Source organism: Pseudomonas sp. GW822-FHT06B12 (assembly GCF_058799675.1).
On the sequence record NZ_JBXALR010000001.1, the window covers coordinates 695,854 to 722,636 of the forward strand.

Genomic DNA, 26,783 nt, shown 5'->3' on the forward strand with positions numbered 1-26,783 from the left:
AGGAGCTCTTGAAGGGTTACTTGCTGGCGACCGTCTCGGGTTGCCAGCCACCGCCGAGCGCCTTGTAAATGGCGACGATGCCACGGTAAAGGTCAACCTCGGCCTGGGCCTGGGAGTCCTCGGCCGCCAGGCGTTCACGTTGCGCGTCGAGCAGCACCAGGAAATCCGCGGTGCCTTCACGGTAGCGAATTTGTGCCAGGTCAGCTGCGGCACGGCTCGACTCACTCTGACGAATCAGCGAGATCAGGCGTTGCTGACGTTTACCGTAATCGGAGAAAGCGTTCTCCGACTCTTCCAACGCTAACAAGACTTGCTGTTCGTAGGTCGCCAGGGCGCCTTCGGCGTTAGCATCGGCTGCCCGCAAACGAGCGCGCACGCTGCCCAGGTCAAACGCTGCCCAGGTAATGCTTGGGCCGAGCGCCCAGGCGCTGGCTGCCGACGAGCCGATCTGCGAACCACGCCCGGCGGTGAAGCCGAGGAAACCGCTGAGGCTGACCCGTGGGAACAGATCGGCCTTGGCCACGCCGATGCGGGCGGTGGCGGCGGCCAGCTTGCGTTCGGCACTACGGATATCCGGACGGCGTTGCAGCAGCTCACCCGGATCACCAATCGGCAAGGCCTTGGCAATCGCCGGCAAGTTAGCCGGGCTGAGATCGACCGTCAGTTTGTCCGGCCGTTCACCCAGCAGGGTGGCGATGCGGTTGCGTTGGCGTGCCTGCACCTCTTGCAGTTGCGGCACACTGGCTTCGACGGCAGCGAGGCGGGCATCAGCGCGAACCACATCGAGCTGATCACCGACGCCGGCATCACGCAGGCTCACGGTGATCTTGCTCGACTCTTGCTGGTTCTTCAGGTTGGCCAGCGCGATTTTTTCCCGCAGTTGCGCACCGCGCAGTTGACCGTAAGCGTCCACCAGTTCGGCAATCATGCTGACTTGCAGTTGGTACAGATCGGCTTCGGCCACTTGCTGATCGGCATCGGCTGCTTCCAGATTGCGCTGGATACGGCCGAACAGGTCGACTTCCCAGGCCATGTCCAGGCCCAGGTCATAGCGCTCGCTGTTGACGCGGTCAGTGGTCTGGCCGGGAATCTGGCCCTTGGCCAAGTCGCTGCTGGCGCGGGCGGTGACGTTGGGTGTGGTCTGGGTGGCCGCGTCATCACGAAACGCACGAGACGCCTTCAAGCGGGCATATGCCACTCGCAGATCACGGTTGCCCTGCAACGACTGGGTCACCAACTGATTGAGGACCGGGTCGTCGAACTGCTTCCACCAGATACCTTCGAAGCGTGCGCGGTCGAAGTTCTTCTGACCGTTTGCGCCGTCGGTGGCGGCCGTGATGTTGGCCGCCGCAGTAAGCGGCGTCTTGTAGTCCGGGCCTACGGCACAGGCGCTCAGGGCCAGTACCAGCAAACTCGGCAGGAAGACTTTCAGACTCATTGTTGCGCCTCCAGTTTCAGGGCCTTGGCCGCTTTGCGTGCTTCGCCGCGCTCCACAAAACGACGGATCAATATGTAGAACACTGGCGTCAGCAACAGACCGAAGAAGGTCACCCCGAGCATCCCGGAGAACACCGCCACACCCATGGCATGACGCATTTCTGCACCGGCACCGCTGGAGAACACTAGAGGCACCACACCCATGATGAAGGCGAAGGAGGTCATCAGGATCGGCCGCAGACGCAGACGGCAGGCTTCCAGTACCGCGCTGAGCGAGTCCATACCTTCCTCTTGCTTGTCCTTGGCGAACTCGACGATCAGGATCGCGTTCTTACAGGCCAGCCCCACCAGTACGATCAAGCCGATCTGGGTGAAGATGTTGTTGTCGCTACCGGACAGAATCACCCCGGTAATCGCTGACAGCAGCGTCATCGGTACGATCAGGATCACCGCCAGTGGCAGGCTCCAGCTCTCGTATTGCGCGGCCAGTACCAGGAACGCCAGCAGTACGCAGAGCGGGAACACGAACAACGCAGTGTTGCCGGACAGAATCTGCTGGTAGGTCAGGTCGGTCCACTCGTAGGTCATGCCGTTAGGCAGTTCGTCCTTGAGCAGTTTCTCGATGGCCTGTTGCGCTTGGCCGGAGCTGTAGCCTGGGGCTGCGGCACCGTTGATTTCAGCAGTGATAAAGCCGTTGTAGTGCATCACGCGGTCCGGACCCGAGGTGTCGCTGACCTTGATGAAGGTCGCCAGCGGGATCATCTCGCCTTTGTTGTTGCGCACTTTCAGCTGACCGATCTGATCCGGTTCAAGGCGGAACTGCTGCTCGGCCTGAACGTTGACCTGATAGGTGCGACCGAAGCGGTTGAAGTCGTTGGCATACAACGAACCCAGATAGATCTGCAGGGTGTCGAAGATGTCGCTGACGGCCACGCCGTGGGTCTTGGCTTTTTCACGGTCGATGGCGGCATCGACCTGTGGCACGTTCACGGTATAGCTGGTGAACAGCCCGGCCAGTTCCGGCACGCTGCGGCTCTTGGTGATGATGTTCATGGTTTCTTTATACAGCTCGTCATAGCCCAGGTTGCCCCGGTCTTCGATCTGCAGGCGGAAACCACCGATGGTGCCCAGGCCCTGTACTGGCGGCGGTGGGAAGATCGCCATGTAGGCTTCCTGAATCCCGGCGTATTGGCCATTCAAGGCACCGGCAATCGCACCGGCCGACTGGCTTGGGTCCTTGCGTTGGTCGAACGGTTTCAGGGTCACGAACACGATGCCGGCATTCGGGCTGTTGGTGAAGCCGTTGATCGACAGGCCCGGGAAGGCCACTGCGCTTTCCACGCCAGGCTGTTTCAGGGCCAGGTCGGACATGCGCTTGATCACATCTTCAGTACGGTCCAGGCTCGCCGCGTCCGGCAGTTGGGCGAAGGCCACCAGGTATTGCTTGTCCTGGCCCGGCACGAAACCGGTCGGTGTGTTGGAGAAACCGAGGAACGTCAACGCCATCAGGCCGGCGTACAGCAGCAGGGCGATGCCGCTGCTGCGGATCACACGACCCACGGTGCCTACGTAGCTATGACTGGCACGATCAAAGAAGCGGTTGAACGGACGGAACAACCAGCCACCGAAGATCCCGTCGAGGACTTTCGAGAAGCGGTCCTTGGGCGCGTCATGGCTTTTGAGCAGGACGGCAGCCAGGGCTGGCGACAGGGTCAGCGAGTTGAAGGCCGAGATCACCGTGGAAATCGCAATGGTCAAGGCGAACTGCTTGTAGAACTGCCCGGTCAACCCGGAGATGAAGGCCGCCGGGATAAACACCGCACACAGTACCAGCGCGGTGGCGATGATCGGGCCGGTTACTTCACGCATGGCGCGCTTGGTCGCTTCGACTGGCGTGAGCCCCAGACCGATGTTTCGTTCGACGTTTTCCACCACCACGATGGCGTCGTCGACCACGATACCGATGGCCAGTACCAATCCGAACAACGACAGCGCGTTAAGCGAGAAGCCGAACAGGTGCATCACTGCGAACGTACCGATCAGCGATACCGGTACCGCCACCAACGGAATGATCGAGGCGCGCCAGGTTTGCAGGAACAGGATCACCACCAGCACCACCAGAATCAGTGCTTCGAACAGCGTGTGCACCACAGCCTCGATGGAACCGCGAACGAAAATCGTCGGGTCATACACGATGCTGAAGTCCATGCCTTCGGGGAAGTTCTTCTTCAGCTCGGCCATTTTGGCGCGCACTTCGTTGGAGATCTCGATAGCGTTGGAGCCCGGACGCTGGAAGATCGGGATCGCTACGGCCGGTTGGTTGTTCAGCAGGGAGCGCAAGGCGTACTGACTGGAACCCAGTTCGACGCGAGCAATGTCTTTGAGGCGAGTGATTTCACCGTTTTCGCCGGAGCGAATAATGATGTTCTCGAACTCTTCCTCGGAGACCAGGCGACCTTGAGTGTTGACCGAGAGCTGGAACGCGGTGGCGTTCGGCGCAGGCGGAGCACCCAGGGCACCGGCGGCAACCTGACGGTTCTGCTCGCGAATCGCGTTGACCACATCGGTCGCGGTCAGGTTACGTGAAGCGGTCTTGTTCGGATCGAGCCAGACCCGCAGCGAGTAGTCGCCCATACCGAACAGTTGCACGTCACCGACACCGCCCAACCGCGCCAGCTCATCCTTGATGTTGAGCAGGGCATAGTTGGACAGGTAGAGCATGTCGTAGCGTTTGTCCGGCGAGGTCAAGTGCACAACCATGGTCAGGTCGGGCGAGGCCTTGTCCACCGTGATACCGATCCGGGTCACTTCTGCGGGCAGCTTGGGCTCGGAGCGGGTGACGCGGTTCTGCACCTGCACCTGAGCGTTGTCCAGGTCGGTGCCCAGCGCAAAGGTGATGGTCAGGGTGATCTTGCCGTCAGCGGTGGACTGCGAGGACATGTACAGCATGTTCTCGACGCCGGTGATGGCTTGCTCCAGCGGAGCGGCCACGGTTTCACCGATGACTTTGGGGTTGGCACCCGGGAAGTTGGCGCGAACCACCACGGTCGGTGGCACGACTTCCGGGTATTCGCTGATCGGTAGCTGGAACAGCGAGATGCTGCCGGCGATCAGGATCAGCAGCGAGAGCACCGCTGCGAAGATCGGCCGTGAAATGAAGAATTGGGAAAAATTCATCGGAGTTGTCGTCCCTTAACCGCGTGGAGTCGCAGCGGCGAGTTTCACAGCCGTACCCGGCGCAACCTTGGCAGGTGCGACTTGGGGCAGGTTGCTGGCTTCAAGCGCTTGACGTTGTTGAGCAAGGGCCGCGAGGGTTTCCTGGCTGGCCATCGGAATCACTTCAGGCGTCACCGGTGAGCCCGGACGCACCCGTTGCAGACCCTTGACGATGATCGTGTCGTCCTTGCTCAGGCCGCTGCGCACAATGCGCAATCCTTCGATCTTCGGCCCCAGTTCGACGGCGCGATAAGCCGATTTGTTGTCGGCGTCCATCACCAGTACGAACTTTTTACCAAGATCGGTACCGACGGCTTCGTCGTTGATCAGCACGGCGGAATAGGTCCCGCTACCCACCAGCTTCAGGCGAGCGTAGAGGCCGGGGGTGTATTCGCCCTTGCTGTTATCAAACACCGCGCGACCACGAATGGTGCCGGTTTTCGGGTTGACCTGGTTGTCGACGAAGTTCATCTGGCCCAGGTGTGGGTTGCCTTCTTCATTGGACAGGCCAAGGTAAACCGGAGTGGTTTGACCGCGTTGGCCCTGGCGGGCGAGCTGGGTGTACTTGAGGTACACACGCTCATCGGCGTCGAAGTAGGCGTAAATCTTGTCGGTGGAGACCACGCTGGTCAGCGCGGTGACGTCGGCGGTGACCAGGTTGCCGGCGGTGATTTCGGCACGGCTGACGCGGCCGCTGATCGGTGCGGTGACGCGGGTGAAACTGAGGTTCAGTTTGGCCAGGTCCAGTTGCGCCTGGATCGCGCCGACAGCGGCTCGAGCTTCTTGGGCGGCGCTGCTGCGCGAGTCGGCCAGTTCTGCAGAAATCGCGTTGCTGGTGCGCAGGCGTTCACCGCGTTGGGCTTCATTTTCGCTGCGGGTAGCATTGGCGCGGCCCTGGGCAACCAGGGCTTCAAGGCGGCGGACCTCAGCCTGGAACGGTCGAGGATCGATCTGGAACAGCAGGTCGCCTTTTTTCACCAGTGCACCTTCGGTGAAAGCGACTTCATCGATCTGGCCAGACACCCGAGGACGAATCTCGACGGTTTCCGGTGCTTCGAGGCGGCCGGTGAAGTCGTCCCATTCGTTGACCGGTTGTTCCAGCACCTTGGCCACGCTGACTTTGGCCGCAGGCATGGCGGCAGCGGTGCCCGGGGTCTTGCCGCAGGCGCTCATCACCAGCAAGGCCAGAACGGCCAAGGGGAAGCGCAAATGTTTGAGTGACTGTTCCATGGATGCATCCGCCAATTGTATTGAGATGGACGGATGATGCTCGGCGGGCTTGTATCTCACGAATCGAATGAAGCAAAGGTAACTATCATTCGGAATGATATAAGTGCGAAGTGAGCCCTCTAGCATGGGGCTTTCGTTAGGTGGCTATCAATCTGCGCACTGACAATTCAGTGTTGCACGGAATGCAAAGGTCAGGCTGAAAACCGGGTCGCGGCCATCGCGAGCAAGCTCGCTCCCACACTGGATCTATGCCGGACGCCAAACCGGTGTGCACTGAAGATTAACTGTGGGAGCGAGCTTGCTCGCGAAGAGGCTATCAGCCCCGATACAAAACCCAGACCTTAACGTGTTTTCATTGGCTAATATTAATACGCTAGCAGTGTAAAGGCAGAGTAACAACTGATAGTTATTAACTAAGCACTGGAATGGATATTGATGGGCTGTTATACCCACTGAAATCATGAGCTCATTGATTGATAAGCGGTATGGCATGTTAAATTTTTTACCGAAAAGCATTGAGTGTTTGTTTTATGGCGCTTTGGTAGTGCGATTGACGGATGGCTAAATAATGGCTGTTAGCTAATGACTGCCTTGAGTTTATATACTCAAGGTAAAACGTTAAATCGTAACTATATGAATATTAAGTGATTTGTATAATTAAGTGGCTCTTATCACATAATGTTATTAATGGTTGCTAGTTTGAGTCTGTAGCGGTGGCGATATTTTGGCGTTTTAGTGTCAGAAAAAACTCCTCAATAAGTCAGGCGCTTTTCTGGCGGGGTGCTAGTGTTGATAGTCTTCTGTTAATCACATTTCGCCTACCTGTAAGGGGGAGTGCGACATGCCGGTTCCAAATCCTCGGATTGCGATTCTTGGCAATAGGGTTTCCAGCTCTAATGTTCTCGAATTTGAGCACTTTACTGATATAAGCAGCTTGCTGGCCGCTCCCGTATTTGATGTTCTGCTGCTGGACATGCCGGCGACTTACGCTGGGCGAGTGCTTCGCAAGTTACGCTCGGCTCCCCCTTATCGCTACACCCTCATTTACTGTTGTCGAGACCAGGACGACTGGTGTGAAGCGTTAGGAGATGGAGCGTGTCCTGCCGAAACCAGCGAAATAAAGACGTTGTGGAATGTGTGGCAAGAACGCTTCGCGTTATTCACGCAGGGTTCGGCTCCCGAACGATTTGAAAGTCGGGTGCTGTCATGGTTGTGGTTACGCGCCAACGCCCATGTGTTTGCTCTGCGAGATCCGGAAGTCCCCCAGCATTATCGCTATCCCTTGCTCGAAGCACTGGCCGATAACGAGCAGGTCAATCCTTTCGTCTGGCTCAGTTTAATGGTGCAACAGGATTGGCTCGAAGAGGGCGTTCTGGTCGATCGCATCCGGCTCTGTTCAGGTTGTGGCTCGGGCCGGCTTAATTACATTGACGTGTGTGCCGAATGCCAGGCTTTGGACATTTCAAGGCAGCCCTCCTTGCACTGTTTTACCTGTGGGCATGTCGGGCCTCAGGAATCCTTTCTCAAAGATAACGTTTTGCTGTGTCCCAATTGCCTGAACCGTTTGCGACATATCGGCAGCGACTATGATCGTCCGCTGGAGAATTATCGCTGCAGGTCATGCCAGGCATTCTTTGTCGACGCCGATGTGCTGGCGCGGTGTCTGGACTGCGGCCTTTCGCACGCACCCGATAAGTTGCGGGTACGGGAAGTCAGAGACTTCCGGCTGGCAGAAGCAGGGCGTTTGCGCTGTCGCCAGGACTTCAACGACCGATCAGTCGATCACTTCGGCCGCCTCAATTTGTTGGGCGGCAAAGACTTTTATGAGTTTCTGACCTGGCAGCTCCAGGTCGTGCGCCGTTATCAACTTCCGGCTTTCTCAGTGATCGGTCTGCGCTTCGTCAATCTGACCAGTACATTGTCTCGTCTGGGTGAGCACCGCGGGCATGCCTTTATCGATAGCCTTGCCGATCGGCTGAAGGAAACCGTCCGGGAAACAGACCGTTGCTCCCGGAGTACGGAAGAGTTTTTCTGGATCATGCTTCCCCATACCGACAAGGCCGGTCTGGTCAGTGTCAAACAGCGCTTGAGCCGGGTCGCTGAGTTGTTTTCCGCGCCAGAAGTCAGTGACATCGCCCTGCGTGTCGTCAGTTTCACTGCGCCTGAGGATTTGCTTGAGCAAGAAGATGGCGAACTACTGCTGGCCCGTCTGGCCAGCGAGCTGGTGTGACCATGAGCCCATTACTGGAGCAACTCTATAACGCGCTCGGCGCGCTCGCGGGACCGGATGGATTGAGTCGGTTGTTCTACATGCTCTTTCCAATGTTTCTGCTTTTTGAACTGCCACTGACGTTCATGGTGATGCTGGGCGTTTTGCGCTGGTTTGCCCGCAAGCGCAGCAGTGTTGTGCCGCTCAGTCTGTACCGACCCAAAGTGTCCTGCATCATCACCTGCTACAGCGAAGGGATGGATGTTCAGACGACGCTGTTAAGCCTGTGCGAGCAAACGTACCCCGGGCACATCGAAATGATTCCGGTGGTCGATGGGGCCACGATGAACCAGCCGACCCTCAGTGCCGTTCGCCAGTTTCGGGTTGACCCGCAGTTGTACCCCCGCCGCCATTTGCGGCCCATTGCCAAATGGCAAAGGGGCGGGCGGGTGTCTTCATTGAACGCCGGCCTGGCCCATGCCAGCGGAGAAATCGTGATGGCGCTCGATGGTGACACCTCCTTTGATAACACGATGGTCAGCGCCATCGTGCGGCATTTCGAGGACCCTTCGGTGCCGGCGGTCGCCGGTAGTTTGCGCGTACGTAATGTATGGGGCTCCTGGGTCACCGCGATGCAGGCGCTGGAATACCTGCTCTCGATCCATATGTCGAAAATCGGTTTGGCCGAGTGGAATCTGGTCAACAACGTCTCCGGTGCTTTCGGCGCTTTCCGCCGCAGTTTCCTGGTGAAGATCGGCGGCTGGAATACCCATACAGCGGAGGATCTCGATCTGACGCTGCGGATCAAAAGCTACTTCAAGCGTCACGGCTTGAGGATCCCGTTCGAGCCGGAGGCGATTGGGCATACCGACGCACCGGCAACTCTCAGGCAGTTTCTGATGCAACGACTGCGCTGGGACGGAGACCTGTTTTTTCTGTACGTCAGAAAGCACAACCACAACATCAACCCGGCTTTGCTGGGCTGGCCGACTTTCCTGATGATTTTGGTCAGCGGCTTTTTCTTTCAGTTGGTGCTGCCGTTCATTATTTTCGGCTACACCTTGCTGGCGCTGTTTGTGCTCCCCGGCAAGACGCTGTTGTTTCTGTTTGCGCTGATTTATCTCTTGTACTTGATGATCACCGCGATGATGTTCGGCGCCATGTTGTTGATGGTGTCCGACCGACCTCGACAGGACATGACACTGGCGCTGCTGGTACCGGTATTCCCGTTGTTCATGATGCTTATACGGTGCTGGAGTGCAGTGGCCATGCTCAACGAGATATTTCGTCGTGGCCATGAAGAAACCGCGATGGCGCCCTGGTGGGTTCTCAAACGAGCCACGAGGTTTTGATATGCGATCGATATTTCTGGCCCTGACGTTGTCGTTGCCCCCTGCGGCGCTGGTCGCGCAACCCCTGACCCTTCAGGCGTTGATCGACAGGCAACAATCCGATCCTTTGTTTCTTGCTGGCCAGGCTGACCTGCACGCGCTTGAAGCAGAGTCCAAACTTTCTGAAGACGAGGCCGGATGGCATGCTTTTGCCGGCGCTAGCGTCGGTCGCTACCGAGAACTGGTGACACAAGATATCCGCAATGATTACTACGGTCGCAATGTCAGCCTGGGCATTCGTCACCCATTGTTGGGGAGTCTCAAGCGCCAACTGGATCTGGTGCAAGCCAATCAATACGAACGTCAACGACAGCAGTTGCGCATTGCGTTGGAACAGGCCAGCCAGCGGCTGGCCCTGCGCAGTGCGTACGCCGATTGGTGGCGCGTGCAACAGGAAGTCGCATTGTGCAGCAAACTCATTCCTGTTGCCGAACGGGCCGGCACGACCCTTCGTTCGCGGTTGCAGTCTCAGCTGATGCGGGGTTCCGAGGCTGAGTTGCAAATGAGCGAGTGGGAGGGGGTTGCAAGCCGTTGCAACGCGTTGCGCCAGGTCGAGGCTGACATTCGCGAGGATCTGGCCCGCGTCAGCATGAGCGACATTCCTCCGACCGCGGAGGCCGTCGCGGAACCTTTGGCGACAAGACCACAACCTTTGGTGCAATGGCAGGCGCTGTTGAATCAGCATCCGCGGGTGACCGAAAAGCAGAACCTGCGCGACCAGGCTGATCGTGAGCGCGACACCCCCTGGTACACCTCCATCGATTCCGATGTGGTACTGGCCGACTCTCAGCAGTACAACAACAATTCTGACAAAGCGGGTAGTGGCCTGGTGGCCAGTCTGGTTTTTTCCGTGCCATTCGATCTGGTCGGCAATACTCGTGCTCGCCAACAAGTCGCCGATGCGCGCTACGAAGCGGCCACTGAGCGTGTCGTCGCTGAACAGCGTGCACTGGGGCTGGAGCTGAGCAGGGCATTGCGGGCGTACAGCGGAGCATTGGCGACGATCAATCAGTCTCGTCAGCAATCGCAAATTGCTCAAAGGGCCTTCGATGAAGAGGAACGCAGACGCCAGGCACCGGGTGGCAATCTGGAAAACTCGCTCACCACCCAACGTATTTATTTTCAGACAGCTTTCGATTCGATTGCGGCCTGGCATGCAGCCTGGTTGCGTCAGGCGGATTTGAACCTCCTCACCGATGACAACCCGCGCTTTGCGGCACTGTTGGGCGAGGAACATCAACAATGGTCATCGCCGAACACCACACTGGCCGCGTCCCCCGTTGCCGATCCCGCGCAACCGCGCCGTACCTTGCCATCACCGGGGCCGGGCAAATGGTCCCAGGCCAGTTACGTCTGGGACAGCGAGGCGTTGCTCGATCCTGCCCGACGTTCGGCGCAGCTGCAGGCGTTGCGCAAGGCCGGTATGGATAAAATCTATCTCGGACTCAAGGCCTCGCAACTCAACGATTTTGCCGTCACCCGCCCGAGAATCGAGCAACTGCTTCAGGAGGCGGCACGCCAGGGTCTACAAGTGAGCCTTCTGCTCGGCGACCCCGGCTGGATCGAGCCGCAGCAACGGCAGTCGCTGATTGATCTGCTGAAGACATTGAAGGGGCTTTCATTCGCAAGCCTTCATTTGGACCTGGAGGTCGAGCAGTTGGGGATGCCAGTGCCTGATCAGCGCCTGAAAAACTGGCTCGAGACCTTGCGTGCGGCGTCAAAAGAGAGCCCTTGGCCGGTCGAGATTTCCAGCCATCATCGCTGGTTCGCTGAGGCAAACCCGGGACAGACCTGTGTGCCGTGTGCGCTTCCTGAGGTCGGCGTGCGTCAGGTCAGCCTGATGATTTACACACGCAACCCGCAAAGCAGCGCACGAATGGCCGAGCAAATCGCCAAACGCTGGCCGGCTCTGCAATTTCGCCTGGCGCAAAGCACGGAATCGCAATTGCCCGCCACGGAGAGCTGGGCGGGTTCGTCGACGCAACAGTTGCAACATCAGGTGAGCGCCTGGCGCGAACAGTTGCAACCCTATGGGATTGCCGGCATCGACTGGCAAGACTGGCGAGACTTCCCAAAATGGTGAGCCGCTCATGAAAATTCGATTCGATAGTCGTAAAGAGCTGAACCCCACGCAGGAGCACGGGCTGAGTGTGTTGTATGCGCCCGGCAAGCGCATGGCGTTTCGCATGCGCTGGTATCTGATCCTGCTACTGGTTGCCAGTCCGTTGCTCTGGCTGGGCGGCAAACTGGTGTACGGCATGCTGATGATCGACGCACCGGCACAATTGCGCCTGCCTATTCTGGAGGTTCGCGCCCGTGAGGCCGGCCGGGTCGATCAGTTATTTGTGACGGCTGGCGAGCAGGTGCAGGCCGACCAACAGCTGATCAGTCTGGACAATCCCGAGTGGCGTGCCCGGTTGCTGCAACTGGCCGCGATGCCGGTCAATGCAGTGCCACCCGGGCAAGGTGCGCTGGGCGAGAAGGAGCGTCAGTTGCTGAGGGCCCGGGTGGGCAGGGCGGAGCAACGGGTTCGAGCGCTGGAAAACCTCGTCGAGCAGGGGGCTGCTACACGCGGGGAAGTACTGGCGGCGCAGTCCGAACGCGACGGGTATCAATCAGACCTGTTGGCGTTTGAGCGTCGAGAGCAATTGGCACGCCAGTCGCCACCCGGCTTTGAGCGGGAGGTCATTCAACAGAACTCCGAACAACAATGGCTGAAGACGCGCCTGGCCGCTTTGTCCGTCAAGGCGGTCCAGAGTGGTCGGATCGCCGAAGTACTGGTCAATCCGGGCGAAAACGTCGGTGCAGGCACGTTGCTGATGCGCCTGGAGCGACTGGAGGAACCGCTGCTGTGGATTTACCTGGAACCGCTGAATATCAGCTACGCCGTTATCGGTCAGCCCCTGCGTGTGCGCATGCCGAACGGCGATTGGTTACCGGCCCATGTGGTCCAGGCGGTAGACAGTGCCGGACGTACGCCGACGGTATTACGCGGACCGTTTGCCACCAGTGAAATGGGCTTGCAGGTCGCGGCCCGGTTTGATGAAGCGTTGCCGCCGCGCTGGCGGATCGATCAACTGCCGTTGAATGTTCGCTTCCCCACCGATTGGCAACAAATGTTCAGTGCCAGCCGTGAACTCATCGAACGATTCGAGGGCCTCATCGCAATGGATCGGACAACGACCACCCAGGAGTGAATCAATCATGTCTGCCGATCGAATTCTCGTGACGGGCGGAGCCGGGTTCATTGGGTCGCACCTTGTCGAAGCGCTGCTCGAAGACGGGCATAGCGTCAGGGTGCTGGACGATCTTTCAACCGGTAAGCTGGCCAATCTACCGGTGGATAGCATGCATTTGAGCATGGTGGTGGGGGACGTCGCAGACGCACCAACGGTGGTGCGTGCTCTGAAAAATTGCAGAGCGGTGGTTCATCTGGCCGCAGTCGCATCGGTTCAGGCCTCGGTCGAAGACCCGGTCGCCACTCACCAAAGCAATTTCGTCGGGACGCTGAATATCTGCGAAGCCATGCGCCAGGCTGGCGTGAAACGGGTGGTGTATGCCTCCAGTGCGGCGATCTATGGCAACAATGGCGAGGGCACGGCGATTACCGAGGACAGCCCTAAAGCTCCGTTGACACCCTATGCCGCCGACAAACTGGCCAGTGAGCATTTCCTGGATTTCTATCGACGCCAACACGCTCTGGACCCGGTCATTCTACGGTTCTTCAATATTTATGGACCGCGTCAGGATCCGTCGTCGCCTTACTCCGGGGTCATCAGCATTTTCAGCGAGAGAGCCCGCAATAACATCCCCATCACTATTTATGGTGACGGCGAACAAACACGGGACTTTGTCTACGTAGGGGATCTTGTAAAGGTGCTGGTACAGGCACTTGACGAGTCGCGGGCGAGCAGCGAACCGGTCAACGTCGGGTTTAACCGATCCACCAGCATCAACGACCTGGCCGCAACGTTAAGCGATGTGCTGGGCCGGCCTTTGGCGTTGAACCACGATGCGCCGCGTTCCGGCGATATCCGGCATTCACGAGCCGACAACAGTCGTCTGCTTGAGCGTTTTTCCTTGACCGCTCCAACCCGTTTTTCAGACGGCTTGAGCCTGCTGCTCAGGAGTATCGATTGTGGCGATCGGTGATTGGTAATAGCCACGATTGAACGATGTACGCCTGGCCATTCACTCGGACGATAAACCGATTGAAAGCGCAGGGCGCCCCTCTCTGGCGCCCTTTCAAAACCACACACTCGGAAACGTCTACACCGTATCCCTGGTCATACGCTCATCAATGGGCTTATGCCTTGTTTCGGTCGGGATAAGTGACTTGCCAGTGCAGAATCTGCTGTTGGATATTCCAATGAATAATGTGCTCGTAGAGCTTCTCGACGAAGGCCACTTCGAAACCGGCGACGACTGCCCACTCGCGGCGGTCTTCGAGCATTGCCGCGACCCGCTCCGGAGCGGGGATAGCCTGCTCATTGGCTTTGAATTGCACAGCGGCTTTCACATAACCCAGGCGTTGTTTCAAGGACTCAAGGATCTGGCGATCAAAAAAATCGATGCCGGCCCGAATATCATTGAGGCTTTCGCAGGCTTCAGGGGTTTTAAGTTGCGACATAGTGCTTGTCTCGATGTGTGATGAAAGTAGCCAATTTCAGATGACGTCGAATCGGGGACACGTCTCCCTGACGGAGTTTGAAGGTCGTCGCTCATTACCCCCTTGTTTGACCTGCGCCCCCCCAAATCGCCAGGCATCCGTCTCAAGCTCGGTAATGACCTCATCGATCAATGCGTCGATCATCAAGTTGTCGTGATGATGGGGTGTCGTTATCAAGTGCGCTGTATCGCCAGACGTCGCCAGGCAATATTTCTTCGCAAGCCTTTGCGACGGACAAGGGAACACTACGGTGATGGAGTTCTCGTTGCGCCAGGCATCAATGCCCGCAGCCTGGAATCGATCCACCGCATACTGTGCTTTTTCCAGGCTGTGGTGGATACGCCGGCGCCAGTCAGCGAACGAGTGGCTTCGTAGTGCCGCCCACATCATCAACGGTGTATGGCCATTGCGCGAGCCGCTGATGGTCTTGTCATGGGCCAGGATGTAGTCCACTTCCACCGAGATGCGCGCAACGTTCTTGCGTTTGGCCACGACGATCCCGCAAGGAATGGGCGAACCGATCATCTTGTGGCCGGAGACGCAGATCGAGTCGATGCCATCGGCGAACGAGAAGGGCTGTGGGTGATCGACGAAGGGCAGGATCATCCCGCTCAGCGCTGCGTCTGCGTGCAGGTAGTAGTCATGACGGGCAATGCCCGCCTGCTGCAGACGCTGTTGAATGGTGGCGATATTGTCGACCGCTCCGCGCAGGGTGGTGCCGATGTTAGCGAAGATGATGGGGTGGCGTTCCTGGTCGGCGGTTATTTTTGCCATCAGGTCGTCGTAGTCGATTTCTCCATTGGCCAGTGACTCGACTGCACGACATTTGATCCGTAGCAACTTGACGATCTTCGCCACGGAGTAATGGGTGTCTTTGGAGTAGTACAGGGTGCCGTTCGGGAACAGTTCGCGACCCAGGTAGCAGCCAAACATGTTGCCTTCGGTCCCCCCGTTGGTGACGTAGCCCCAGCTGTCGTCGAGCGCGATGTTGAACAGCTCGGAGAAGTACGTCATGACGTCCTTTTCAAAGTCGAATGAGTTCAACAGGTAGTTGCTGTACTCGTTCCAGTCCCCGCAGTTGTTGATCGAAAAACGCAGGAAGCGATGCAACTGGGAGTAATCGAAGTCCGCTGATTCGGGGTACCCGATATTGAAGTACTGATTCGTCACGCAGTGCTGCCAGAAGCGCTCAAGCCTGCTTTGGTCGGCGGTGGATAAAGTCATTTCCAACTCCTTTTAGAGGCTGCCCGGTCAGGCGGCTTTTTGCTTCGTGTCTACCAGCGACCACCAACTGGCGAGCGTGGGCGAGGCCGCCAGCTCTTCGAAGCTGACAGCGATGCCGCGTTCTTTGAGCTCCGCAGCGAGCTTCATCACCTGCAAGGAATCGAGGCCGTAGAAAATCAGGTTTTCCTCTGGGTCCAGGTCTTCACAGTCCTCGACAAGTTGCAGTACGCGGGTGTGTAACCAGGCACGGGTGGTTTCCGCCGCCAGGAGCTGGCGTAGTCGCTTTTTGTCGATCTTGCCCACGGCCGTCAGCGGCATGGTCTCGATGAGCCGGATGCGATCGGGCAGTTTGTATTCGGCGATGCCGAGTTCCATCAAGTGGCGTCTCAAGGCGGGTGGTTTGAGATTGGGGTTGCGGGAGACGACGAAGGCGCAGCTCTTTTCCCCCAGCCTGTCGTCGGGCATGGCCACCAGGCCGGCGTGGGTCACGTCCGGGTGGAGGACGATAAGGTTTTCGATTTCCTCCGAGGCGACTTTTTCGCCGCCGCGGTTGATCTGGTCCTTGACCCTGCCGACGACCCGCAAATCGCCTGTCGGTGTGAGCTGAACGAGGTCGCCGGAATAGTAATAGCCCTCATTGTCAAACGCCTGGGCATTCTGTTCGGGGCTTCGGTAATACCCGCAGAACGTGTAAGGACCGCGAGTGGCAAGCATGCCAGGCTCGCCGTGCGGGACGGGAATGCCTTGTTCGTCGACGATTTTGATTTCGTCATCCGGGCTGATCGGACGGCCTTGAGTGGTGAAGATCTGTTCGTTGGAGTCGTCCAGGCGGGTGTAGTTGATCAGGCCCTCGGCCATGCCAAACACCTGCTGCAACTTGCAGCCGAGCACGCCGGGAACCTGGCGTGCCAGCGAGTCGGCGAAACAGGCGCCGCCGACCTGGAGGAATTCCAGCGATTGCAGTTGCTCTTTGTGCTCCGGTGCGGCCTGCAACCACAAGGCGACCGCACTTGGAACCAGGGCCACGGTATTCACTTCATGGCGCGCAATGATCGAGAAGCAAGTCAACGGTTCCGGGCTGGGAGCCATGACGATAGTGCCGCCGGCATACAGGACACCCAAGGCGCCGGGCGAGCTGAGCAAGAAGTTGTGCGCCGCAGGCAGGGCGCAGAGAAAGCGCGTTTGTGCTGTGAGCTCGCATACTTGCGCACTCGCCCGAGCGTTGTAGTGATAGTCGTTATGGGTACGCGGGATGAGTTTGGGGGTGCCTGTGCTGCCACCCGACAATTGGAATAGCGCCACTTCACCCGGTTCGCTGGGGGAGAAGTCCACGTGGCTCTGACTTGGGGTTTTGATCCAGGCGGCAAGGTCGTTTTCGTGACGCGGTTCGCCCAGCAGCAGGGTGATTTCAGGGCTGGAACCGACTTCCTTGAGGTCTGCGATGTAGCTGTCGTCGCGAAAGACTTCATGCTCACGAGAGGCGATCAGCAGCCTTGGCGTGATTTGCTTGGCGTAGCTCTTGAGTTCCAGTTTTCGATGGCTGTAGAGCGCGTTGAGGGGCGCAATCCCGGCCTTGAGCAGCGCGAACAAGACAATGTAAAACTCCGCAATATTGGGCAATTGCACCAAGGCGGTGTCGCCTTTGCCAAGCCCGCTGGCCGCCAGGCGCGAAGCCAGGTTGGACGACAGCTGCTCCAGCTCGGCATAGCTGAAGCGACGATCACCGCAAATGATCGCCGATGCGTGAGGTTGCGACTGGCTGCGTGCCTGGAGAATGTGTGTGAGTGGTTTGTCGATCCAGTAGCCTTTTTCCCGATAGCTCTGTGCTCTGTCGAGGGGCCAGTGATTGAATTCTAAAGTCATGATTGTCACTACTGAAAAAGTTCGTATTAGTGGGCCAAACCGCATGCGCGCAGCATGGTGCCGAGTTTGGTCTGGACTTCTGTCCATTCGGAGTCGGGGCTCGAGGCTTCGACGATGCCAGCGCCGGCGAACAAGCGGACCCTGTTGCGCTTGATGGTGCCGCAGCGAATGGTCACCACCCACTCGCCATTGCCTTGGGCGTCGCACCAGCCAACCATGCCGGTGAACAGGCCACGCTCGAAGGGTTCGACGAAGCGGATCAGGCGCCGGGCGCGCTCGGTGGGGAACCCACAGACGGCAGGGGTTGGATGCAGGCGGCAGGCTAGCTGCAAGGCCGAGACTGTCGGATCCGCCAATGTGCCTTCGATACGCGTGGAGAGATGCCAAAGTGCGGGCGTGCTGATGAGGGTAGGGCGCTGGGGTACATTCAGCTGTGTGCACAGCTCCCCAAGTTGAGTGGCGATGTCCTCGGTCACGAGGCGGTGCTCGTAGTGATCCTTTTCCGAAGCTGACAGCCAATCTGCGTTGCGCCGGTCCGCTTGTGGATCGGTCATGCGTTTGGCCGAGCCTGCCAACGGGTTGGAAACGAAGTTCAGACCGTCCTTGTGGACGAGCAGCTCGGGGCTGACGCCGATCAGCGTAGTGCCGTCCGGCATGGGTACACGGAAGTGATAGCCGCTTTGATTCTGGGCCCGCAGATTGTTCTGCATGGCGCCCACATCCACATCCTGCGCAAACACCAACTCACGTTGCACCGAGAGCACGGCCTTGCGCACGTCACTGTGGCGGAAGTTGACGATTGCATGCTCTACCGCGCGTTTGAAGCCTTGCTCGTCCGGTATGTTTTTTTGCTCGATCAGCTCAGGCAGTGTTGCGACGCCTGTCCGCACGGTGGCGCTTCGTGCTTGCCACTCGGCGTGTTCGGGGATGTAGAGGCAAGAGGCTTCAGCAGGATCGAAGGGGATGGCGCCGACGATTATCGGGTTGCTCTGGCCGGCCTTGCGCGCCCGGTCGAGGGCTTGCATTACGGTTTTCTGGAACAGGCTATTGGCGTTATCGCCGCCAATGGCAGGTGTTTCGATTCGCTGAAGCATCCCGGCGACTATTAGTTCTCTATCGCCCGAGGTGAATGAAAAACTCTCTTTTTCATCAATGGCTTGCACCTCATCTGTGTCATTCGCTCTTAGGGTGCCCGATCTCATTTGGGGGGAAGCCTCCGTGGCCTATGGGTTAAAAATTAAGGTTTGAAATATAATCATTATCGTTTCTAATAGGGGACGCTAATCATTTAGATTTGTCAATCACATGAGTGAGCCATGAGAGAGTTAACTTCAATGCAAGCCGCCTGCTGGATCGGGCGCGCTGCTCATGCGTCTTTAGGGAGAGTTTCGGCTCATCTTTATGCCGAGTTTGATGGTCGTTCCATTGACCTTGAACGGCTTCGCAAGGCACTTGAACGGGTATGTCTGCTGCATCCCATGCTGCGGGTTCGGCTGAATGCAGATGGCCTGCAATCCATTGCTTCGATGGACCAGTCACCGCAGTTGGAAGTCGAAGATCTACGCCTGATGACTGAGCTGGAAGTGGCGCGGCATCTGCTCTGCAAGCGTGAGGAATGGACGCATCAGCAGCTTGATCTCGGCCATTGTCCGGGCGTCCGTTTCTCGGTCAGCCTGCTGGCGGGCGATGAGTTCCGCTTGCACGTCGATACGGACATGATCGCCATCGACCCGTCGAGTTTCCGCACCTTAATCGAAGACCTCGCACGGTTTTATGATGACCCCGATGGACCGGTTCCACACACGCCTTCTTTCTTCGATTGGTACGACAAGGCGCGTACCGATACCTCGCTCAAAGTCGCCCGGGAACGAGACCGCATTTGGTGGCGTGAGCGCCTGGCTGAAGTCGCTCCTGCGCCCACATTGCCGTTTCTCGAGGTTCAGCCTGATCAAGCCCGCAGCCATCGATTAAGCACATGGCTTGGCCCTGATGAGCGTCAGGCGTTACAGCGTCTGGCCCGTGAGCGAAGAATGACCCTGTCGACCTTGATGATGGGGCTTTTCGCGGCGGTACTCGGGGCGCAGACAGGAGACCGGAAATTCCGCCTCAACGTGCCCACGTTCTGGCGTCCGCCACTGGTGGATGAAGTCGAGCGGATAGTCGGCGATTTCGCCAACGTGCTGATTCTCGATGTGGATATCGAGTCGGCCCCGAGCCTCGCAGCCCTTTGCACGCAGATGGCGAAAAAGATGGTCGATTTGCTCGAACATTGCGCCTATCCCGGAGTGAATCTGATGCGCGATCTTTCTCGCCATCATGGTTCGCCGCAACTGGCGCCAGTGGTGTTTACCGCAGCGCTGGACATGCCGGGCGGCGATCTTCTTTCGGAGCGCGTCCGGCGTGTCTTCGGGCCGATGAACTGGGTGATCTCCCAAGGGCCCCAGGTTGCACTCGACGCGCAGATTGCCTGCGCCGATGGCGGCATATTGATCAATTGGGACATTCGTCTTGATGCTCTGCCGGAAGCCTGGGTGTCGGATCTATTCGATCGCTTCGTGGCGCTCGTGCGTGAGGCGTCTGTCTGCTCTGCGGTCCTGGATCAACCGTTTTCTCGGGGCACGCTGGTCGAGAAGCCACTGACCGCTCTTCAGCAGGCCTATCTGCTTGGCCGCAGCGCGCAGATGCCGCTGGGCGGCGTGGCCATGCAGGAGTTTCGCGAGTACCGCGGCTCTTTGGAGCCTGCTCTGCTGCGAAGCCGTTTGGCCGGGATGGTTCAGCGCCACGAAAGCCTGAGAACGCGGATCGATGCGCAAAAACTCGTGCAGTTTGTCAGTGATGAGGTGCAGATAAACCTGCAGGAAATCGACCTCACTGCTCTGTCGCCAGAAGATGCGCTTGGCTACGTTGAGGAGCGTCGTGAGGCTTATGCGCATGCGCTGTTCGAACTGGATCGCTCGCCGTGGAATGTCACGGTCTTCCGGCTCCCGGAAGGTCAACTGAGCGTTTTTGTGCGCCTTGATGCATTGATCCTCGATGGGCGATCGATCGCAACCCTCATGGTTGAACTGTTCGACGGTGTCGTCGGCGAGGAACCGTTCACAGAGGTTACCTCCGAGCCAGAAGACCTCGCCTGCCAACGAAAGGCGGATGCGGCTTATTGGAAAGCCAAACTCGCCTCCGTGAGCGGTGCTCCACGTTTGCCGTGGATCACCCCGCTGGACCATGTGGGCGCTTCTCGCTATGAGCGACAGAGCCTGTTGGTGCCCAAAGCGGCGTTCAGCGCGTTCTGCAAACTGGGAGCGCGGCAACGGCTGTTCAAGAACTCCACCCTGATGGCGCTGGTGCTGGAAGTGCTTTCCCACTGGGTCGATGAGGGGGGATTGTGTGTCGCGGTGCCTGTTGCTCCGCAAACGGGTGGTGCCTTTGCCAATCGCTCAAGCTTTATCGCGGTCAATTGGAACTCCGATCCGGACGGTTTCGCGCAGCGGGCTACCAAGCTGCAAGTCGATGTGCTGGAAGGTTTGCAGCATCTGGCCTTTTCAGGGGTTGATCTTGCCCGGTTGCTGTTCGAATCCCACGGTCCAGGCCCCGTCCTGCCCGTGGTGATCACCAACGGTTTTTCCTGGCCGGTCTCGCTGACGGACAGTCCCATGAGCCTGTGTGGCGGACTGACCCAGACACCACAGGTGGCGATGGATATTCGCTTTTCGGCCAACGCCGAGGGTGCCTTGGTGTTCGACATCGACTATGCACGCGAAGTACTCGATCCGGCTGTGGTCAGCGATATCTTGAGTGCCTTCGAAAGGGCGATCAGTCAGATCACGGCAAACGGAGTTTTTGCCATTGATGCCCCGGCGATTATCGACAGGTGCCACTACCGGCTGAATAGCCCGGTGACTGATGCGTGCCATGCAACGTTTCTCGGGCGGATCGCGAGCAATATCTTTGATCGTACCAACGCCAGAATCGCCCTCATCAGCGGCGACCGACAAATCAGCTATGCCGAACTTGGCGACGGCGTATGCCGGGTGATCGCGGCGTTGAAAGCGCGTGGGCTTTCTCGGCGCAATGTGGTTGCCATATGCCTGCCGCGCAGCCCGGAGCACACGATGGTGACGTTGGCCTGTGCACTGACGGGCTTGATCTGGGTCCCCATCGATGCTTCCGCGCCCGAGGAGCGACGGCTTTTCCTGCTGGAAAACTGTCGACCTGATCTGGTGGTGATCACCCAGGGTGAGCCTGTCGAGCATCCTTGCGCGACACCCGATGAGCTGCTGGCAGCGCAAGCCCAGGTTCCACCGGTAATGGAGGACCTGTCGTCAAGCGATGCGCCGGCCTATTACCTCTATACCTCGGGCACCACCGGAAAGCCCAAATGTGTGGTGCTGAGCAACCGAGCCACAGCCAATGTCATCGGCAGCACCCTTGAGCGCTGGGCAGTGACCGAGCGCGATGTGTTCATGTCCGTAACCCCGCTTCACCATGACATGTCGGTTTTCGACGTGTTGGGCTGCCTGACAGCGGGGGCGACGCTGGTACTTCCTGGCCAGGGCGAGGAAAAGGATGCGGTGCGCTGGAATCAGTTGATTGCCCGGCATCAGGTGACATTGTGGTGCTCGGTGCCCGCCATCCTGGAGATGCTCCTTTCTTGCCGCGCCACTCATGACTTGAAGAGCCTGCGCCTGATTGCGCAGGGCGGTGACTACATCAAGCCCGCCGTCATTGCCGAGCTGCGCGAGCTGCTGCCGGTTTCTCGGTTGATCTCCCTTGGGGGGCCGACGGAGACAACCATCTGGAGTATCTGGCACGAAATCACAGCCGATGACCGAGCGCTGATCCCCTACGGAAGGCCCTTGCCCGGCAACCGTTACTTCACCCTTGATTCACAGGGTGAGCATTGCCCGGCGGGCGTTGTCGGCCGAATTCACACGGCGGGTGTCAATCTCGCACTGGGGTACCTGGAAAACGGTGAGCTGACACAGAGCGAGTTCGTGACCGTCAGCGATGAACATGGCCAGGCCGTCCGTGCTTTCCGCACCGGTGACTGTGGTCGCTACCGTCGCGATGGCACCTTGATCTTCGACAGTCGGGTCAACGGCTATGTGAAAGTTCGCGGTGTACGGGTGTCGCTCCCGGATATCGAGATCGAACTGATCAATCACCCATCGGTCAGGCACGTGCTGGTCGTGGATTATGGCGAGCAGCGTCGAGGTGAGGTTTGCATCGGTGCGCTGTATGTCGGCCAGCAGGGTGCCGCAGAGCTGACGGCAACCGAGTTGCGCAACTATGCCCGCCAACATCTGCCGCATTCCCATGTACCCACGCGGTTCTTGAGAGTGGATGAGTTGCCGCTGTCGCAAAATGGCAAGCCTGATCGCCAGCGTGCCCGCAGCCTGCTCACTGCGCCGGCGAATGAAGTGGCCGAGCCTGCCGCCAGGAGCGTGTCGACCAAGAGAAACAAGGTGCTGGACATCTACCTGAGTGTACTGGGCCGCCCGTTGGAAGACGGGGTCAATGACGCGGTGGATTTCATCAGCCTGGGGTTGCGTCCCCAGCATTTGAAAGCCATTTCGGCGCGGTTCCAGGAAGACTTTTCGGTGGCGCTTTCACCCGGCCAATTGCTGCGTTGCCGCAATGCACAAGACGTCGAACGGCTGCTTGTGGCTGAAGGTTCGTGAGCGCCTCTGAATACTATTGAAATGAATGGAGAGGGGCACCACAGAGCGTGCTCCCTTCTACCCAAACAGCAGCTCTTATGGAGATGGATCGGATGACGGATATACCCACTGTAGATATTGCCGGTGTTGGCATTGGGCCCTTTAATCTCGGGCTGGCTGCATTACTGTCCAGACACTCGGGCGTGACGGGTATTTTCCTTGATCGCAAAGCGGAATTTCGCTGGCATGAAGGACTTCTCTTGCCAGGCACGACGCTTCAGGTTCCCTTCCTGGCGGACCTGGTGACGATGGCGGACCCCACGCATCCACTGAGTTATCTGAACTACCTGCATCAGCACGATCGCCTGTACCCGTTCTATTACTACGAGAACTTTCAGGTGCCGCGGCGCGAGTACGACCATTACTGCCGATGGGCGTCGCAGCAGTTGCCCGCCTGCCACTTCGGCGAAGACATCTGTGATGTGAGCTATGACGCGAGCGTTGACCGATTCCTGATTGAAAGCCAGTCCGTGTCCGGCTTCAAACGCCATTACTACAGCCGGGACCTGGCGATAGGCGTCGGCACCGTGCCGCTGTTGCCGAAATGGGCCCAGCTGAAGAGCACGGCGCCGGTCATGCATTCGGCGGAGTTCGGTAAAAGACGGGAGCAGTTGGCGCAGTGCCGGCGGGTCACGGTCATTGGCTCCGGGCAGAGTGCGGCGGAGTGCGTGCTGGCATTGTTCAACGAGTTGACCCCCGAGCGGATCGCGGCCGGTGCTTCGATTCGCTGGATCACGCGTTCGCCGGGCTTCCATCCCATGGAGTATTCAAAACTTGGGCAGGAGTGCTTTACGCCATCCTATATGGAGTACTTCCACAGTATTCCACGGGAGCGTCGCCGAAACATCGTTGCGGGGCAGGGGTTGCTGTACAAGGGCATCAGTTTTTCGACCATTGCCGAGATCTACGACCTGATCTACGAACGCTCGATTGGCGGCGCTGATACAGGTCTGACGTTGCTTTCCAACTGCGAGGTCGAGACCGTGGAGGATGTCGACGGCACGCTGCGAATTGCCTACCGGCACCGTGAACTGGATCAGACCAGTACCCTCGAGGCAGATGCCATTGTTGCGGCGACGGGATACGGGCATGCCTGGCCGCAGTGGTTTGAACGGCTCAAAGGCGCTGTGCTTGAAACCGATGAATACGGCGACTGTATCGTCCAGGAAGATTTTACAGCGCGCCGCTGCGACGAAGGCACGGGCCGTATTTTCGTGCAGAACGCGGAGATCTTCCAGCATGGTGTTGGTTCGCCGGATCTCGGGATAGCTGCCATACGCAATGCGACGATTGCCAACCAGTTACTCGGTCGAACGCACTACCGCTTGCCCAAGCGCTCATCGTTCCAGCGCTACGGGATGCATGAGGCGTAGAGCTTGATGTGCAGGGTCTTGTTAACGCTTTTGGCGTTACCAAGACCCCGATTGAGGGTTATGCGCGGATTTGATTCAGGGCGATGCCGGCTGCCTCTGGCGTTGTGAAGAGTGCGAACACGTGATCGATCATTGCGCTGAGGCGTGTCATCTGTTCGGCGCTGTAACGATCCGAGCGGTAGGTGATCACCAGGCGCAGTGAGCGTTTGCCGTCGATCAGGTTTTCCATGATCTCGAACTGAATACCGAACATCGATTGGCTCTTGTCCGGGTCAATCTGTCGGTAGCGGATCGTTCCTGCGTCTGGCGTGCTCAGGGTGCCGTTCAATGCGTTGTTGGCATGAATCTGGATGTAGACGTCGAACAGCAGGCCGTCCGCAGCCGTCATGCCCAGGGCTTGTTGAATCGACTCCATCGGCACATCGGCATAGGCCATGGAGTCATTGATCAAGTGGGTGACGCTTTCGATCAGCGTGCCCACTGCCTGCTGAGGATCGAACTGCACCCGGTGCGCCACCATGGTGGTGAAGTAACCGACCGTCTCGTAAAACCCGGGATCGGTTCGCCCGGAAGCCGATGTGCCGATCACCAGATCCTGCAAGTCACCGAGTTTATGCAGGGACAACGCAATGGCCGTATAGACCACGCCGAACAGCGACGAGTTGTTCTGTCTGGCGAAGGCATACAGATTATCGGTGAGGTCCTGGTCGGGTTTGATTTCGAACCATTGAGCTTTCGTCGAAACGGCTTTCGCAGGCGCGCTCGTCTGATGATCAGGGGAGGGCAGTGTCAAGCCGCGGGTTGCATCACGCAACAGGCTCGTCCAATAGTCGAGATGCTTCTGATTGACGCCGGTACTTTGCTCTTGCACGGCGAATTCGTGGAAAGAGCGTGCAGGCGCTTCCCAGGTCGGCGCTTTGTCGGCTGCTCGGGCGAGGTAGGCCTGGGTCAGTTCTTCCATCATGACGTTGAGCGACCATTCATCAATGGCCATGTGATGGATCAGCAAAGACAGGGTTTGGCGCTTGCGCTGCGAGTCGTACATGAAGCGAACCCTGAGGGGCAGTTCGCGGGCCAGGTCGAACTGATAGGAGGCTTCACTTTCCAGCGTTGCCCCTTGGCTCTCATGGCTAGGCCAGAACCATTTGTAGTGGGACAGTTGTGCGATTGGCACGATTTGCTGGTACGCCTCATCGTCCTGGAAGTGGAAGGTAGTCCGCAGGCTGGCATGGCGTATGAGCAGGTCGCTGAAGGCTTGCTCGAACAGCGCTTCATCCACGTTATCGAGGAAGTCCAAGGCAAAGGGCAGGTTGAAAATCGTCCCGAACTCATAGGCGACATAGGCCCGCCCGAGGGAGGCCTGGGCCAGCGCGAAAGGTGCCCGCTGCACGTCTTGCGGCAGGCCTGCGGCAGACGCTGCCGGGTTGTTTTGCGCGATGACGTGGGCCCGCGACGCCAGGGCCTCGGCCGTAGGGGCGCTGAAAAAGTCATTGAACTGGACTTCAATGCCGTGATTGCTCAACAGCTTGCCAATGATGCGGGTGGCCAGCAGGGAGTGGCCTCCGAAATCAAAGAAGTCATCCGTAAGTTGCATGTCGGGCTCGGCCAGGGCACCACGGAACTCGCCAAGGATAATCGTCGCCACTGCACTGCTGTTGGCCACTGGCCGGGCGTTGGGTGCACTGGCTGCTGGCGCTGCAACCTTGCCATCTGCCTGACGGTGCAACCAGGGGGTGTCGCTGGTCGAGTGACCGACATAGGCGTTCAGGACCCCGTGATACAGGTCGATCTCCTGGCAGGTCTGGTCGAGGATCTGATGGATCACGAACGCCAGGATAACGTTCTGCCTGGTTTGAATCATCAGCGCCTTGAACGGCGGCTGGCTTTGTGCGTCCCACGATGCCGCTTGCCGCGAGAGCAAATTCTCGGTGGCCTCGGCGTCGGAGTGTGAGCGAATAAGTTCGACGCAGGACTTCCAGTCACTGGCGTGGACTTTGTCCACTTCACCGTCGTCGTTGAATTGATAGCGTGCATTCAGATCGGGCAGTGTTTCGATGACGGCCTTGATCGCCAACTCGAGCCTTGAAAGGTCGACATCAGCGTCGAGCCGCCAGGCGCAGAGGTGTTTGAGGATGCGTTCGGGGTATTGCTGCTGCAAGAGCCAGATATGCTCTTCGTAACCGTTGACAGATAGCTTCGGTAACGAATCTGGACTGAGTTCCATCATGGAAATTTCCCGCCTTATCAAACTGAACAGTAAGAAGTAGAGGTGGCACCGAGTGCCGACAGACCGATCCTCGGTCTGGTGTAACGCCCGGAATTCCGGGCGTCAGAGGAGTTGCAACGAGGTCGCATTGCAGGGGCTCTATGAACACCGTATGATGACAAATAATAATCATACCTATTCGCATTAGTCAAAATCTGATCGCGAAAGCCATCGTCTCAGGAGAGGTG

15 protein-coding genes are annotated in these 26,783 nt (G+C 58.4%); 7 read left to right on the top strand and 8 right to left on the bottom strand.

Features of this window, described 5'->3' with window-relative positions; all coding sequences use genetic code 11:
• Nucleotides 1-16: 16 nt before the first annotated feature.
• Genes AC1RKH_RS03315 through mexE form a run of 3 tightly spaced genes read right to left on the bottom strand, consistent with a single transcriptional unit; the run spans nt 17 to nt 5,883 of the window.
• Nucleotides 17-1,438, bottom strand: a complete 1,422-nt coding sequence (locus AC1RKH_RS03315; protein WP_123424531.1) for an efflux transporter outer membrane subunit — start codon at nt 1,436-1,438, stop codon at nt 17-19.
• Complete coding sequence (locus tag AC1RKH_RS03320; protein WP_493061092.1) at nt 1,435-4,614, bottom strand: efflux RND transporter permease subunit; 3,180 nt, start codon at nt 4,612-4,614, stop codon at nt 1,435-1,437. The genes AC1RKH_RS03315 and AC1RKH_RS03320 overlap by 4 nt, the downstream gene beginning before the upstream one ends.
• 15 nt (nt 4,615-4,629) lie before the next feature.
• Nucleotides 4,630-5,883 (bottom strand): multidrug efflux RND transporter periplasmic adaptor subunit MexE, encoded by a 1,254-nt coding sequence (gene mexE, locus AC1RKH_RS03325; RefSeq protein WP_123424533.1) that lies wholly within the window; start codon nt 5,881-5,883, stop codon nt 4,630-4,632.
• Nucleotides 5,884-6,724: 841 nt separating this feature from the next.
• Between mexE and AC1RKH_RS03330 the strand changes: the two genes are divergently transcribed.
• From AC1RKH_RS03330 to AC1RKH_RS03350, 5 genes are read left to right on the top strand one after another with little or no spacing between them, the layout of a single operon-like run.
• Nucleotides 6,725-8,113 (top strand): TackOD1 domain-containing metal-binding protein, encoded by a 1,389-nt coding sequence (locus AC1RKH_RS03330; RefSeq protein WP_493061093.1) that lies wholly within the window; start codon nt 6,725-6,727, stop codon nt 8,111-8,113.
• Between the two features lie 2 nt (nt 8,114-8,115).
• Nucleotides 8,116-9,444 (top strand): glycosyltransferase family 2 protein, encoded by a 1,329-nt coding sequence (locus AC1RKH_RS03335; RefSeq protein WP_493061094.1) that lies wholly within the window; start codon nt 8,116-8,118, stop codon nt 9,442-9,444.
• A gap of 1 nt (nt 9,445) precedes the next feature.
• Nucleotides 9,446-11,566: a TolC family protein gene (locus AC1RKH_RS03340; protein WP_493061095.1), complete on the top strand. Its 2,121-nt coding sequence runs from the start codon at nt 9,446-9,448 to the stop codon at nt 11,564-11,566.
• Between the two features lie 7 nt (nt 11,567-11,573).
• Nucleotides 11,574-12,680 carry an HlyD family secretion protein gene (locus tag AC1RKH_RS03345; protein ID WP_493061096.1) on the top strand — a complete coding sequence of 369 codons (1,107 nt, stop codon included), beginning with the start codon at nt 11,574-11,576 and terminating at the stop codon, nt 12,678-12,680.
• A gap of 7 nt (nt 12,681-12,687) precedes the next feature.
• On the top strand, nt 12,688-13,635 hold the full coding sequence (locus tag AC1RKH_RS03350; protein ID WP_493061097.1) for an NAD-dependent epimerase/dehydratase family protein: 948 nt from the start codon (nt 12,688-12,690) through the stop codon (nt 13,633-13,635).
• Nucleotides 13,636-13,789: 154 nt separating this feature from the next.
• On the opposite strand, the gene AC1RKH_RS03355 is transcribed toward AC1RKH_RS03350, so the two are convergent.
• The 4 genes from AC1RKH_RS03355 to AC1RKH_RS03370 are packed head-to-tail and all read right to left on the bottom strand — an operon-like array spanning nt 13,790 to nt 18,441.
• Nucleotides 13,790-14,113, bottom strand: coding sequence for an isochorismate lyase (locus tag AC1RKH_RS03355; RefSeq protein ID WP_493061098.1), 324 nt, complete (start codon nt 14,111-14,113; stop codon nt 13,790-13,792).
• Between the two features lie 36 nt (nt 14,114-14,149).
• Nucleotides 14,150-15,376, bottom strand: a complete 1,227-nt coding sequence (locus AC1RKH_RS03360; protein ID WP_493061099.1) for a histidine decarboxylase — start codon at nt 15,374-15,376, stop codon at nt 14,150-14,152.
• A 27-nt stretch (nt 15,377-15,403) separates the two neighbouring features.
• Entirely contained in the window at nt 15,404-17,239 is a 1,836-nt protein-coding gene (locus AC1RKH_RS03365) for a (2,3-dihydroxybenzoyl)adenylate synthase (protein WP_493061100.1), read from the bottom strand.
• Nucleotides 17,240-17,265: 26 nt separating this feature from the next.
• Nucleotides 17,266-18,441 (bottom strand): isochorismate synthase, encoded by a 1,176-nt coding sequence (locus tag AC1RKH_RS03370; RefSeq protein WP_493061101.1) that lies wholly within the window; start codon nt 18,439-18,441, stop codon nt 17,266-17,268.
• A gap of 132 nt (nt 18,442-18,573) precedes the next feature.
• Here AC1RKH_RS03370 and AC1RKH_RS03375 point away from each other — a divergent pair, with 132 nt between their 5' ends.
• Nucleotides 18,574-22,917 (top strand): amino acid adenylation domain-containing protein, encoded by a 4,344-nt coding sequence (locus AC1RKH_RS03375; protein ID WP_493061102.1) that lies wholly within the window; start codon nt 18,574-18,576, stop codon nt 22,915-22,917.
• A gap of 92 nt (nt 22,918-23,009) precedes the next feature.
• The gene (basC, locus tag AC1RKH_RS03380) at nt 23,010-24,329 is read left to right on the top strand and encodes a putative histamine N-monooxygenase (RefSeq protein WP_493061103.1); all 1,320 of its coding nucleotides are present in this window, start codon (nt 23,010-23,012) and stop codon (nt 24,327-24,329) included.
• Nucleotides 24,330-24,387: 58 nt separating this feature from the next.
• On the opposite strand, the gene AC1RKH_RS03385 is transcribed toward basC, so the two are convergent.
• Nucleotides 24,388-26,556 carry a condensation domain-containing protein gene (locus AC1RKH_RS03385; protein WP_493061104.1) on the bottom strand — a complete coding sequence of 723 codons (2,169 nt, stop codon included), beginning with the start codon at nt 26,554-26,556 and terminating at the stop codon, nt 24,388-24,390.
• Nucleotides 26,557-26,783 lie beyond the last annotated feature (227 nt).